The sequence below is a fragment of the Actinoplanes sp. CA-015351 genome, from assembly GCF_050955685.1.
Classification (GTDB): domain Bacteria; phylum Actinomycetota; class Actinomycetes; order Mycobacteriales; family Micromonosporaceae; genus Actinoplanes.
Window position 1 is genome coordinate 1,347,938 of the sequence record NZ_CP192102.1, and the last position, 12,773, is coordinate 1,360,710.

At 69.1% G+C, this 12,773-nt stretch carries 13 protein-coding genes; 4 read left to right on the forward strand and 9 right to left on the reverse strand.

Annotation, left to right across the window (positions count from 1 at the left end; translation table 11 throughout):
* The first annotated feature begins 61 nt into the window (after positions 1–61).
* Complete coding sequence (locus ACQP2E_RS06250; protein ID WP_433828905.1) at positions 62–1,441, forward strand: glycine--tRNA ligase; 1,380 nt, start codon at positions 62–64, stop codon at positions 1,439–1,441.
* Between the two features lie 91 nt (positions 1,442–1,532).
* Here the strand turns inward: ACQP2E_RS06250 and ACQP2E_RS06255 are convergent, their stop codons facing one another.
* Positions 1,533–2,018: an XdhC family protein gene (locus ACQP2E_RS06255; RefSeq protein WP_433828906.1), complete on the reverse strand. Its 486-nt coding sequence runs from the start codon at positions 2,016–2,018 to the stop codon at positions 1,533–1,535.
* Between the two features lie 8 nt (positions 2,019–2,026).
* Between ACQP2E_RS06255 and dusB the strand changes: the two genes are divergently transcribed.
* Complete coding sequence (gene dusB / locus ACQP2E_RS06260) at positions 2,027–3,190, forward strand: tRNA dihydrouridine synthase DusB (RefSeq protein WP_433828907.1); 1,164 nt, start codon at positions 2,027–2,029, stop codon at positions 3,188–3,190.
* Positions 3,191–3,416: 226 nt separating this feature from the next.
* Positions 3,417–4,661 carry an IS256 family transposase gene (locus tag ACQP2E_RS06265; RefSeq protein ID WP_433827806.1) on the forward strand — a complete coding sequence of 415 codons (1,245 nt, stop codon included), beginning with the start codon at positions 3,417–3,419 and terminating at the stop codon, positions 4,659–4,661.
* A 589-nt stretch (positions 4,662–5,250) separates the two neighbouring features.
* Here ACQP2E_RS06265 and ACQP2E_RS06270 read toward each other — a convergent pair.
* The 7 genes from ACQP2E_RS06270 to ACQP2E_RS06300 form a co-directional block, all read right to left on the reverse strand.
* The gene (locus ACQP2E_RS06270; protein WP_433833794.1) at positions 5,251–5,772 is read right to left on the reverse strand and encodes a histone H1-like repetitive region-containing protein; all 522 of its coding nucleotides are present in this window, start codon (positions 5,770–5,772) and stop codon (positions 5,251–5,253) included.
* 45 nt (positions 5,773–5,817) lie between these two features.
* The gene (locus ACQP2E_RS06275; RefSeq protein ID WP_433828908.1) at positions 5,818–6,909 is read right to left on the reverse strand and encodes an MFS transporter; all 1,092 of its coding nucleotides are present in this window, start codon (positions 6,907–6,909) and stop codon (positions 5,818–5,820) included.
* 64 nt (positions 6,910–6,973) lie between these two features.
* The gene (locus ACQP2E_RS06280) at positions 6,974–8,050 is read right to left on the reverse strand and encodes a DUF2786 domain-containing protein (RefSeq protein WP_433828909.1); all 1,077 of its coding nucleotides are present in this window, start codon (positions 8,048–8,050) and stop codon (positions 6,974–6,976) included.
* A gap of 71 nt (positions 8,051–8,121) precedes the next feature.
* Positions 8,122–8,493: a hypothetical protein gene (locus ACQP2E_RS06285; protein ID WP_433828910.1), complete on the reverse strand. Its 372-nt coding sequence runs from the start codon at positions 8,491–8,493 to the stop codon at positions 8,122–8,124.
* Between the two features lie 58 nt (positions 8,494–8,551).
* Entirely contained in the window at positions 8,552–9,040 is a 489-nt protein-coding gene (locus ACQP2E_RS06290) for a roadblock/LC7 domain-containing protein (protein WP_111649063.1), read from the reverse strand.
* 37 nt (positions 9,041–9,077) lie between these two features.
* The gene (locus tag ACQP2E_RS06295; RefSeq protein WP_433828911.1) at positions 9,078–10,136 is read right to left on the reverse strand and encodes a DUF4388 domain-containing protein; all 1,059 of its coding nucleotides are present in this window, start codon (positions 10,134–10,136) and stop codon (positions 9,078–9,080) included.
* 49 nt (positions 10,137–10,185) lie between these two features.
* Complete coding sequence (locus ACQP2E_RS06300; RefSeq protein WP_433828912.1) at positions 10,186–10,533, reverse strand: hypothetical protein; 348 nt, start codon at positions 10,531–10,533, stop codon at positions 10,186–10,188.
* Positions 10,534–10,830: 297 nt separating this feature from the next.
* Here ACQP2E_RS06300 and ACQP2E_RS06305 point away from each other — a divergent pair, with 297 nt between their 5' ends.
* Positions 10,831–11,187, forward strand: a complete 357-nt coding sequence (locus tag ACQP2E_RS06305) for a VOC family protein (RefSeq protein ID WP_433828913.1) — start codon at positions 10,831–10,833, stop codon at positions 11,185–11,187.
* A gap of 7 nt (positions 11,188–11,194) precedes the next feature.
* On the opposite strand, the gene ACQP2E_RS06310 is transcribed toward ACQP2E_RS06305, so the two are convergent.
* Positions 11,195–12,760, reverse strand: a complete 1,566-nt coding sequence (locus ACQP2E_RS06310; protein ID WP_433828914.1) for a methyl-accepting chemotaxis protein — start codon at positions 12,758–12,760, stop codon at positions 11,195–11,197.
* Between the last annotated feature and the right edge of the window lie 13 nt (positions 12,761–12,773).

The following is a 12,773-nucleotide window of genomic DNA, read 5'->3' on the forward strand; positions in this document are numbered from 1 at the left end:
TTCGTCCTGTCAATCACGAATTTCCCCGCCGACACCCAGCCGGCGTAGGAGGAAACCGCACATGCCTGCCGACCGTATCGACTCCGTCGTCAGCCTGGCCAAGCGCCGGGGCTTCGTCTTCCCCTCCAGCGAGATCTACGGAGGAACCCGTTCGGCGTGGGACTACGGTCCGCTCGGCGTGGAGCTGAAGGAGAACGTCCGCCGTCAGTGGTGGCGCACCATGGTCCAGCAGCGCGACGACATCGTCGGCCTGGACTCCGCCGTCATCCTCTCGCGTGACGTCTGGGCCGCCTCCGGCCACCTGGACGCGTTCGTCGACCCGCTGACCGAGTGCCAGTCCTGCCACAAGCGGTACCGGGCTGACCACCTCGAAGAGGCGTACGAGGCCAAGCACGGCAACCCGCCGGCCTCGCTGCAGGAGATGAACTGCCCGAACTGCGGCAACAAGGGCACCTTCACCGAGCCGAAGATGTTCAACGGCCTGATGAAGACCTTCCTCGGCCCGACCGAGAGCGCGGACGGGCTGCACTACTTGCGCCCGGAAACCGCCCAGGGCATCTTCGTCAACTACAACAACGTCGCGACCGCGGCCCGCAAGAAGCCGCCGTTCGGCATCGCCCAGATCGGCAAGAGCTTCCGCAACGAGATCACTCCGGGCAACTTCATCTTCCGTACGCGTGAATTCGAGCAGATGGAGATGGAGTTCTTCGTCGTGCCCGGCAGCGACGAGGAGTGGCACGAGTACTGGCTGCAGCAGCGCTGGGACTGGTACCGCGACCTGGGTCTCTCGGAGAGCAACCTGCGCTTCTTCGAACACCCGAAGGAGAAGCTCTCGCACTACTCGAAGCGGACCGTCGACATCGAGTACCGCTTCCAGTTCGGCGGCACCGAGTTCGCCGAGCTCGAGGGCATCGCGAACCGCACCGACTTCGACCTGTCGACGCACTCCAAGCACTCCGGAGTCGACCTCTCCTACTTCGATCAGGAGAAGGGCGAGCGCTGGGTTCCGTACGTCATCGAGCCGGCGGCCGGCCTGACCCGCGCGGTGCTGGCGTTCCTGCTCGAGGCGTACGACGAGGACGAGGCCCCGAACACCAAGGGCGGCGTCGACAAGCGCACGGTCATGCGGTTCGACCCGCGCCTCGCGCCGGTCAAGGTTGCCGTGCTGCCGCTCTCGCGCAACCCTGAGCTCTCGCCGAAGGCCCGCGAGCTCTCCGCGAACCTGCGCAAGCGCTGGATCGTCGAGTTCGACGACTCCCAGGCGATCGGTCGCCGTTACCGGCGCCAGGACGAGATCGGTACGCCGTTCTGCGTCACCGTCGACTTCGACACCCTCACCGACAACGCGGTGACGGTGCGCGACCGCGACACGATGAAGCAGGAGCGCGTCTCGCTCGACCAGATCGAGGACTACCTGATCAAGCGCCTGCCCGGCTGCTGAGCGGGATTTCTGGTTTTTTGCGATCTTGGCAAGTTGCGGCTGCGATACGGGCGCAGCTTGCCAAGATCTGCTTAAAAGGCGAAGCCGCCGGTTAAAAGGTGAAGCCGCCGGGGCGGCCGTTGCGGTCGGCGATCAGGCCGGCCAGCACCGCCAGAGCGATCTCCGGCCCGGTCCGGCTGCCGATGTTGAGCCCGATCGGCCGGTGCACCCGGGCGATCTCCTCCTCCGGCACACCCAGCTCCCGCAGCGCCGCCACATGCGGCCCCTCGTGACGCGGGTTGCCCACGATGCCGATCCAGCGGCTCTTGCCGGCCAGCGCTTCTTCGAGCACCGCGCCGATCTCCGGCCGATGATGATCGCTCAGCACCACGTCGGTGTACTCGTCGACCCCGGCCGCGACCAGGTCACCCACGAAGATGTCACCATGCGCCCGAGGCGTGCCGGCAAGCCGCGTCGGATCAGGCTCCACGAGCACCGAGTGATAGCCCAGATCCACCGCGAACCGCTGAAGTGCCGCGGCCACCGGCGACTCGAAGACGACAACCAGCTTGCGCGGACTCAGCTCACTGTCTCCCACGAGGAAGGATGCTAGGCGCTTGTGTCACCCTTGAGCGCGTGACCGCACCGCTTCTGCTCGGCAACCATGCCGTCAACCCGCCCGTCGTGCTCGCCCCGATGGCGGGGATCACCAACGTGGCGTTCCGGCGGCTCTGCCGGGAGCAGGGTGGTGGTGTCTACGTCTGCGAGATGATCACCACCCGCGCGCTGGTGGAGCGGATTCCCAAGACGCTCAAGATGATCGCGTTCGCCGAGGACGAGGGCTTTCGCAGTCTTCAGCTCTACGGCGTCGACCCCGATGTGACCGCCGCCGCCGTGCGGATGGTCGGCGAGGACAACCTGGCCGACCACATCGATCTGAACTTCGGCTGTCCGGTGCCGAAGGTGACCCGTCGGGGCGGTGGCTCGGCCCTGCCGTGGCGGCGCAAGCTCTTCGCGCGGATCGTCTCGCAGGCTGTCGCGGCCGCCAAGCCGTACGGCATCCCGCTGACGATCAAGATGCGCAAGGGGATCGACGAGGACCATCTGACGTACGTCGAAGCGGGTCTCGCCGCTCAGGACGCCGGTGTGGCCGCGGTGGCGCTGCACGCCCGCACCGCCGAGCAGCGGTACTCCGGCAAGGCCGACTGGGACGCGATCGCCACCCTCAAGCAGGCGCTCGACGTGCCAGTCCTCGGCAACGGCGACATCTGGGAGGGCTCCGACGCGCTGCGCATGGTCGAGCACACCGGCGTCGACGGCGTCGTGGTCGGCCGTGGCTGCCTGGGCCGGCCGTGGCTCTTCGCCGATCTGGAGGCCGCGTTCACACAGGGCGCCAACTATCAGCCGGTGCTGCCGACGCTCGGCGAGGTCGCGAAGATCATGTCGCGGCACGCTCAGCTGCTGGTCGAGGCCCTCGAGGACGAGAAGCACGGCTGCGCCGACTACCGCAAGCACGTCGCCTGGTACCTCAAGGGCTTCCCGGTCGGCAGCGAACTGCGCCGCAGCCTCGCGATGATCTCGTCATTGGCCGAGCTCGACGACCTGCTCGCCAAGCTCGACCCGTCGATCCCGTTCCCGGCCGACGCGCTGGGCCAGCCGCGCGGCCGGGTCAACGCCCCCGGCAAGGTGACGCTGCCACACGGCTGGCTGGACAGCCGCGACGACGACACCGTCCCGGAAGGCGCAGAAACCGACGAATCCGGCGGCTGATCCCAGGGGGAGTTTTTCCGCAGAGGGCCCCAACTCAACACGGCCCGGCACTTCCCGCCATGTGTGTCGAGTCTGGGTGCATCTCAATCCCTCAGTCACCCCGCCCCGCTCTGCCCGTGCCGGTCACGTCCACCGAAGTGGTGTACGACCTGGACTTTCCGGGACGTAAGAGGCGGCCATCGCAGATCCTTCGGATTGCTTGAAGATCACGAAGGAGAGACCTGCGATGGCCGCAACAGAGAGTTTGAACGTCACTGAGCTGCTGGGCCAGCATCTGGAATCGGCGAGCCCTGATGTACTGCGGGTGATGGTGAAAACTTTCGCGGACGCGTTGATGTCTGCTGAGGCCGACGCCCTGTGCGGGGCCGGCTACGGCGAACGCAGCGACGAGCGCACCAACTCGCGTAACGGATACCGCCAGCGGGAGTGGGACACCCGGGCCGGCACGGTCGAGCTGGCGATCCCGAAACTGCGCACGGGTTCATACTTTCCGGACTGGCTGCTCGAACACCGGCGCCGGGCTGAACAGGCCCTGGTCAGTGTGGTCGCGACGTCGTATCTGCTTGGTGTGTCGACACGGCGGGTGGAGAAACTTGTCGAGCAGCTCGGCGTCAAGTCTCTGTCGAAGTCGCAGGTCTCGGAGATGGCCCGCCACCTCGATGTCCAGGTCGAGGCGTTCCGTAACCGGCCTCTGGACGCCGGCCCGTACACGTTTGTGTGGGTCGATGCCCTGGTCATCAAGGTGCGGGAGAACGGCCGGACGGTGAACGTGCACGCCCTGGTCGCGGTCGGTGTCAACGGTGACGGCGGCCGTGAGGTACTGGGTCTCGACGTCACGTCCGACGAGGACGGTGCCGGCTGGCTGGCGTTCCTGCGCTCGTTGACCGCCCGTGGGCTGTCCGGGGTCCGTCTGGTCGTCTCCGACGCTCACCGTGGTCTGGTCAACGCGATCGGCGCCGCGCTGCCGGGGGCGCAGTGGCAGCGCTGCCGCACCCACTACCTGCGTAATTTGCTCGCGAAGGTCCCGAAGAGCGCACAGCCGTGGGTCGCGACGCTGGTCCGTACAATTTTCGACCAGCCCGACGCCGACGCTGTCCGGGCGCAGTTCGAGCGGGTTCTCGACACGATCGCCGCGAAGTTCCCCGACGCGGCCGAGCACCTCGACGACGCCCGCGGTGACCTGCTCGCCTTCACCGGGTTCCCGCGGGAGCTGTGGCGTCAGATCTGGTCGAACAACCCGCAAGAACGCTTGAACAAGGAGATCCGGCGCCGCACCGACGTTGTCGGGATCTTCCCGAACCGGGCCGCGATCATCCGCCTCGTCGGCGCGGTCCTGGCCGAGCAAACCGACGAATGGGTCGAAGGACGCCGCTACATGGGCCTTGATGTTCTCCGTAAAGCACGCCTGACCAGCATCGATACCGAGCAACACGACACCGAAATCGTCGAAACCACCGCGATCGCCGCATAAGATCAACACACACGGATCAGCGCTGGCCGCCTCTTACACCACGCCAGCGGACGTGACCCCCGTGCCGCTCCGCGTTGGCCCGTGCCGCTCCGGGTTGGCCCGTGCCGCTCCGGGTTGGCCCGTGCCGCTCCGGGTTGGCCCGTGCCGCTCCGCGTTGGCCCGTGCCGCTCCGCGTTGGCCCGTGCCGCTCCGGTCTGCTCCGCTTTGACCGCCGCGAGCCGCTTTGCCCGATCTGCGCCGTTCCGCTCCGCGCCGGTTGGATCTTGTGGACTTCCCCGGAGACGTGTTCACGCAACTCCGCAAGATCGAACAGGCCTGGCCGATCTTGCGGAGTTGTGCGCAAACGGTTCGCCGAACTCCACAAGATCGGCGAAGCGCCGCGCTCAACATGCCGGAACTGTGAAGCACCGCGTTGGCCGAGCCTTGGGGACCGGTGGGGCATAGAACAGGGCATAGAACACCCACGAGTCTCCAAGATCCGGCATTATTCGCCTGCTGTGGTGGCAGAGCGTCACCAGAACGCACGCAGACCACCCGAAACCAACACGCCACGGATGGCCGCCCCGCAAACTCGTGCACTTGTGGTCTATCAGCCGGCTAAACCGCACAAGATCTCCGAGCGGCACCTCGCACCGAGAAACCGCGACGCTGCCCCGCGCCGCGCCGCGACGTGCTGCCCCGCGCCGCGACGTGCTGCCCCGCGCCGCGACGTGCTGCCCCGCGCCGCGACGTGCTGCCCCGCGCCGCGACGTGCTGCCCCGCGCCGCGACGTGCTGCCCCGCGCCGCGCCGTGCTGCCCCGCGCCGCGACGTGCTGCCCCGCGCCGCGCCGTGCTGCCCCGCGCCGCGCCGCGCCGTGCTGCCCCGCGCCGCGCCGTGCTGCCCCGCGCCGCGCCGCGCCGTGCTGCCCCGCGCCGCGCCGTGCTGCCCCGCGCCGCGCCGTGCTGCCCCGCGCCGCGCCGTGCTGCCCCGCGCCGCGCCGCGCCGTGCTGCCCCGCGCCGCGCCGTGCTGCCCCGCGCCGCGCCGTGCTGCCCCGCGCCGCGCCGTGCTGCCCCGCGCCGTGCTGCCCCGCGCCGCGCCGCCTCGCCCCACGCCGCCTCGAACCCGCCACCAATCCGCAAATGGCGAAAGCTGAAACCGCGGCCTCCCTGGGTGGTCAGCGGCGGGTGGTCAGTAGGGCTGTTGCCAGCAGCGGCACCGCTGCCAGGGCGAACAGCGGCGGCAATGGCATCGGCAGGGCGAAGAACGCGTAGAGCAGGACCGCGAACACCTCCGCGCCGAAGCCCGCCACCGACAGGACCGTTGTCCGGGACGTGCCGGTTATCTGCTCCTGCAAGCGTGACTCGGCGTGGACCATGGCGAACTGCAGGAGGCCGAACGCCGCGGACACCGCGAGCATGCCGCTGATCTGGGGGATCAGCGCGCCGGCCGCCAGGAAACCCGCCGCGAGCAGCAGGGACACCGTCAGTGGGCGCGGCGAGGCCGGTGACAGCCGGGAGGCCAGGGCGCTTCCTGCCGCCATTGCCAGAGCGGTCACGGCGAAGAGCAACGGTACGGTCGTCGCGCTCGCGCCCTTGATGATGGAGAGCAGTGGCAGATATTCGTCCAGGGCGCTGAAACCCGGCACGGCAGCGGCGATGACGGCGGCTCGGGCCACGACGCCGCTGCCGGTCACCTCGGTCAGGCCGGATCGAAGGGTCACGAGGTAACCGCCGGATTCCTCGGCGTCGCCTGCTTCGTGCGTACCGTCCAGGAAGAGGGCGAGTAGGCCGCCCAGGGTGACCGTCGCGATGCTGATGGTCCCCACCAGGAGGTATCCGCCGGCGGCGAAAGCCGGCGCTGCCAGCAAGGTGGCCGCGAGCATGGCGAGCAGGCCCACGGTGTCGGCGCGGCCGATGATCTTGGCGTAAGCGGACGAATCGCCCAGCCGTTCATAAACCAGCGATTCGAGCGTGCCCGAGCTGAACGCGCCGCCCAAGCCCCACAGGGCGAATCCGAGGGCGAAGCCTGGGTACGACGGCCAGATCAGCCACAGGGCGAAACCGGTCGCGGTGGTCAGCTCACCGAGGGCGTAGAGGCGTTTGCGGGACCAGACGTCGGCGAGCGCGCCGGCTGGGATCTCGCACACGAAGGAGACCACCGACCAGATCGCGAAGAGTGACGAGATCTCGGCGGTGGTGAGCCCGGTGTCGGCGAAGAACAGTGCGTAGACCGGGTAGAGGAGCACGCCCTCGGCACAGGCGCGCACCGCATAGAGGTGTCAGCGTCAAATCGGGTGCATGCCATCCAGTCTGCTCACCGGCCGAATGGCGTCAACCCAATTGCGCCTCGTCGGCCGCGGCCCGGCCGGAATCCCAGCCTTCCAGGCTGTCCACCCGGCTGCCCCGGGCGCGGACCGTGTTCGGGAAGACCTTGGTGAGGGCCTCCTGCACCTGTACGTCCCGGTTGCGCAGCACCGGCAGCAGATCGCTGCGGGCGGCCATCTCGCGGTCGGAGGTTTCCCGGAGCCGCTGGCCGATCCGGATGGCGTACGCCACCAGGAACGAGCGGCGGAACGCCTTCACCCTGGCCTTGCCCTTGGCCGGCTCGTCGCGGGTCATCGCCCGGTTCGCCTGGACCAGCAATGAGGTGTAGAGCAGCTCGACGCCGTCGATGTCGGCGTCGAAGCCGAAGATCGTGCTGAAGCCCAGCTCCGGCGTCCAGACGCAGCGGCAGTTGTTCGCCCGGGCCACCGCGTCGAGCAGGCTCGCCTTCTCGTTCTCATACGGATGATCCACCCCGATGCGCCGGGCGAAAGGCACCACGTCCACGGCCGGCGCGGTGATCACCTCGATCCGGTACCGGGTGATCAGCTCCTGGGCCTTCGCGCTGTACGCCTCCGCCTCGGCCGCGAAGTCGGTGGCCTCCGCTTTCGCCAGCAGGGCACGAACCCGGCCGAGAATCCGCTGGTCACCGTGGTGCGGAACGGTCGTGAGCGGTGTGCCGGGCGGCGGTACGAGGATCTCGATGGCGGGCAGCAGACGCAGCTCGCACAGCAGGCTCAGCGACGCGTCCATCACCGCGATCCGGTCCGGCCGGCGGCCCTGGACCGCCGGTAGCGACTCGGCCTGCGATTTCCAGCGCTCGTCGACCGGGGTGCGGCCGGCCAGGAAGTTCACCGCGGCCTCGGCGACCAGTCCCGCCTGAATCGGGTTGCCGCGGCGGGCCACGGCCCGGTGCAGCTCAGCCGGTTGCCAGCCGTTGCCGAAGAGCCGATCGAATTCGGCAGTGAGCGCGGCTCGAAGTGCGGAGTCGGCCTCCGCTGCGGGTACGCCGGTGAGAGCGTCGAGGCCGGCCTCGAATTCGAGTACGCCGCGGCGCACCTGGTCGACGATTTCCCTGGCAGACACCCGGAGAATGGTAGATGCCGGGGGCGGGGAGGGTGGTGCGACCCTCCCCGCCCAGGGGTGGCGCTCACGGCTCAGACGTCGAGGTCATTCTCGATGCCGCGCAGCCGGTGACGGGCCATGGCGAGGTTCGACCGGTCGCGGCGCAGAGCCACGTAGAGGAAGAGCCCCTTGCCCGACCGGCTCGTGAGCGGGCGGATCATGTGGTACTGCGTATCGAGGGTGATGAGGATGTCCTCGATCTTCTCGGAGAGGTTCAGCATCTCCATCGCGCGCAGCTTCGCGCGGACCACGTCGGTGTTGCCGGCCGCCGCGACCGTCAGGTCGAGCTCCTTGCCGCCGCCGAGGGTGCCCAGGGCCATGCCGCTGGTGTGGTCCACGAGAGCGACACCGATGCAGCCGTCGATCTCCATGATTTCCTTGAGTGCGGTGTCCATGTCAGCCATGGGATTCGTTCCTTCGCTGAGGTGGTGGGATTGATGCGGCAGGTGCCGCGGGAAAAAATCAGCCGGTCGCCTGACGGCGGCGCGCGACGTTGGAAAGCGTGGACATCGGGGTCCGCCGGGCCAGCGGACTCGTCGGCCCGGCCTGCGTGGGGATCTCCGGCCGCAGCTGCGGCTTGGACTCCAGGGCCATGATCTTGGTGAGCCGGCGTACGCACCGGCGTGCTTCCAGGTGCACCATGGCGAGATTCGCGTCGCCCGAGGTGACCACGGTGAGCAGGGCGTTCGGCCCTGCGGTGTACGACGTGATGTAACCGCCGTCGCACTCCACCACGGACTCGCGCAATTCGCCGTGGTTGACCGCGTGCGCGAACCTGCGTGCCAGCGCCAGGTGCGCCGCCGCGAGCGCGGCCAGGGTGTCCGGTTCGAGGCCGTGCGAGTCGTGCGCTACGACCAGCCCGTCGGCGGTGGCCAGCACACTGCCGGCAAGCTCGGGCACTCTGCTGCGCAGGCGGCCGAGTTCCTCGAGTACCGCCGGATCCACCGTCATCGGATCCTCGCTCCTTCTGCTGTAGGGGGTGCGCGCGTCACCGCAGGGCCCTCAAAGCGGTGCGAATGCGCTTGAGCAGGACTTCGTCGGTGCCCTGATGCACCGGCGGAGATTCGGTCGCCGCGATCTCTTTCGGCAGCTTCGCGCCGGGTTTCCGGCGAGCCAGCCGCGGCCGATTGAGTCCGGCGTTGTGATCACCGGGCGGTGGAGCCGGCGGCGGCTCCGGATTCGGCGACGGCCCGCGAGCGTGTGCCGGCTCCGGCGCCGTCGGCGCGCTGCGGCTTTCTGCCGGGTCCCGGCCATTGATCACGGGTACGGGTGAAGCACCGGTGATCTCGGCGACCGAGTGATCGATGGGTACCGCGGCGCCACGGGGATGTGGCAGCCGGACGAATTCCGGCGACTCCGCCGCGCGTACCCGGGGAAGTTCGATCATGCCCAGCGCCGCGAGGCGCCGCAGTTCCTGGATGGTCGCGTAGCCCGCGCGTCCCAGCAGCAATGCCAGGTCGGCGGGGGTGCGCTGGCCGTCGGCGTGCGCCAGCAGCTCCCACTGCGCCGCGGTCAGGGTGATGCGTTCGCGCGGCGCCCGGGTGACCGGGATGACCGGCGCGATGTCGATCCGCGGGTTCGAAAAGATGTCGTCGAGCAGCTTCACCCGGCGGCGCACCTCCCGGACGATCGCGGACGCGTCGATGTGCACGACCGCGCCGAGCCAGTGCGTCGCGCCGGGCAGGAACTCGATCGTGGCGGCCGGTTGGGCCAGCACGAAGTACGCGGCGTCGTAGGTCGAGCCGAGTACGCAGAGTTCCAGTTCGCCCTGGGTGAGATGGCCCTGCTCGACCAGGAGCCGCCCGACCCGTGCCGTGGAGGTGCCCAGATCGAGTGCGTTCTGCCAGGTACGCCCGGCCAGCCGCCCGGACGAGGTGAGCAACTCGCCCACCCCCGGCGCGGCGGGTGACTCGGCGTAGATGACACGTCCCTCGAAGACGTAGACCGCACCGCCCGGCTGACCGCTCACCACCAGGGCTCCGGTCTGCCGCTCGCCGGCGACCCGCGTCAGCAGGTCCCCGGGCGTTGCGGGCTTCGTGGAGGCCACCGATTACTCCTGTTCGGTTTCAAGGGCTTCGGTTCTAAGGCGTTGCGGGTTACGTCGTGACCAGCTCGTCAGCGATGCGCTGCATCTTGCGGCGGGCCACGGCGAGATTGCCGCGGGCCCGATCGAGCCATACGTAGAGCACCAACCGGCTGTCGAACTCGGTATGGACGATCCGCAACAGGTGATAGCCGCCGGCGGTGGTGATGATCAGATCTTCGAGCAGGTCGTGCGGGATGGCCGAGACGAACAGCGAGCGGCTGTTCGCGGCCTGGACCACGTCGGCCGTACCGGTCGCCGCCGCTTCGTGGTCCTCGTTGGGGGCTGCCCCGGTCGTGGCGACCGGAAATCCCGTGGTGTAGTCGACGATGCTTGCCCCGACAGCGCCGGGGATCGTCATGGCCTCCTGTAGACAGTGGTCGACGCCGGGCACTTCTCTCCTCCGTTGCCCCGGTGGCGTCTCGTCGATCCCCTCGCCGCCACCGTGGGCCATCCTCCGGTGACACTGAGGCGACAAGTCGCACGTTTTGTGCGTCATGGTCCAGTCATCGGCGAATGCCTGGTAAGCGCGCTGCCGCCCCGGATCCTGCGCCCTCTCATCCGTGCCGTAGTCGCACTTCCGGTGCGCTGTTCAGCACCGGGTCACCCGCCCGAGTCGCGTAACGTGATCGTCACATGTCGATAAATGGGAGGTGCGATGCCGAGCCGCTGGGAACAGGTCGTGGTGGACGCGGAGGATCCGGCGCGGCTGGCGCGCTGGTGGGCCGAGGCGCTCGGCTACGTGCTGGTGAACGAGACCCCCGACGAGGTGGAGATCCGCCGTACCCCCGACGAACTGCCCGCGCTGCTGTTCGCGCCGGTGGCCGACGTGAAGAGGGGCAAGAACCGGCTGCACATCGACCTGCGCCCGGACGACCAGGAGTCCGAGGTCGAGCGGCTGGTCGGGATGGGCGCCCGGCCGGTCGACGTCGGCCAGCGCAACGTCGGCTGGGTGGTGCTGGCCGACCCGGAGGGCAACGAGTTCTGCGTTTTGTCGGCAAAACCGGGCCGCTGAAAGCGGGTCAGTAGCGGAACTGGCCGATCAGCGTACGGATCTCCTCGGCCGCGGTGCTGACCAGTTCGGCCTCGCGCCTGGTGGTGTTCGCGCCGTCGGCGGTGGAGGCGCTGGACGCGGTGATGTGCGAGACCGTGCCGCTGATCTCGCCGGCCGCCGAGGAGACCGCTCCGACGTTGCGGGCCAGCAGGTCGGTGGTGGCCGCCTGCTGCTCGACAGCGGCCGCGATGGTGCGCTGCCCGTCGTCGATCCGGCCGATCACCTCGGCGATCGCCTGGATCGCCTCGGCGGTGCTGGTGGTCATTCCCTGGATCGCCGAGATCCGCGCGGTGATCTGGCCGGTCGCCTGCGCGGTCTCCTGCGCCAGATCCTTGACCTCGGTGGCGACCACGGCGAAGCCCTTGCCGGCCTGACCGGCGCGGGCCGCCTCGATGCTGGCGTTGAGCGCCAGCAGGTTGGTCTGCTCGGCGATATTGGTGATCATCTGGACGATGTCGCCGACCTCGCTGGACGCCTCGCTGAGCCGGGCCACCGCCTCGGCGGTCCGCGTGGCGCTCGCGGTCGCCTCGCTCGTTGTCGACGACGCCGAGAGCGTCTGCTTGGCGATCTCCCGGATCGAGGCGGAGAGCTGGCTGGTGGCGGTCATCATGTCGGTCACCGAGCCGGACACGTTCTCCGCCGAGCTGTCCGCACTGCGTGCCTGCGAGGAGGTCTGGTCCGCCGACCGGTCCAGGTCACCGGCGAGCACCTGCAGGTCGGCGCTGGCCTTGGTCAGGGTGCCGACCCGGTCCGCGGTGGCCGCCACGGTGCTCTGGATCGAGGCCATCGCCTCGTTCAGCTCGTGTGCCATCTCGCCCAGCTCGTCGGCGTTGACGATCGGCGCGCGTGCCGTCAGGTCGCGTTTCGCCAGCCTGTGCAGCGTCTCCAGCATCCCGCGCAGCGGGCGGCGCACGGCCCGGACGGTGAGCAGGCAGACGACAACGGTGAGCAGGTTCGCCACGGCCGCCGCGATCTTGATGAACTGGCTGCTCGACTCGGTGGCGCTCTGGCCGCGTGCGCTCGCCGCGGCCACCTCGGCGAGCATCGTGTCGTCCAGGGCGCCAAGGCTCTCCTCCAGGTTCGCGTACTGCTCCAGGAAGGTGGCCAGCTCGTCACGGGCGGTGGCGGGGCCTGCGGCGGCCGCGGCGACGGTGGTGGCCGCGGACTTCGCGTACGCGACCACGTCCGGCCGCACGTCCGCGTAGGCCGCCGTCATCGAGGCCGGGGCCTGCGCCGCCGCCGCGTCGAGTTTCTCGACCATCTTGTCGCCGTGCTCGGAGACCTCGGTTTCGGCGTCGCCGGAGTACATCGCGCTCATCACGTCGGCCTTGAGCGCGTCGTGCATCATGTCGGCGTTCCACTGGTCGCTCATGGCCGAGCTGACCGAGGCGATCTCCAGGTTCGCCGCCGACTGGTCCTCGGAGCTGCGCACGGCGAAGACCGTCACCAGGGCGACCGAAAAAAGACCGGCCGCACCCAGGATCAGCAGCCGGCCGACGATTGTCACGGATCGCCGCCGGGAAACGGACTCCACGGTTGACCCATCG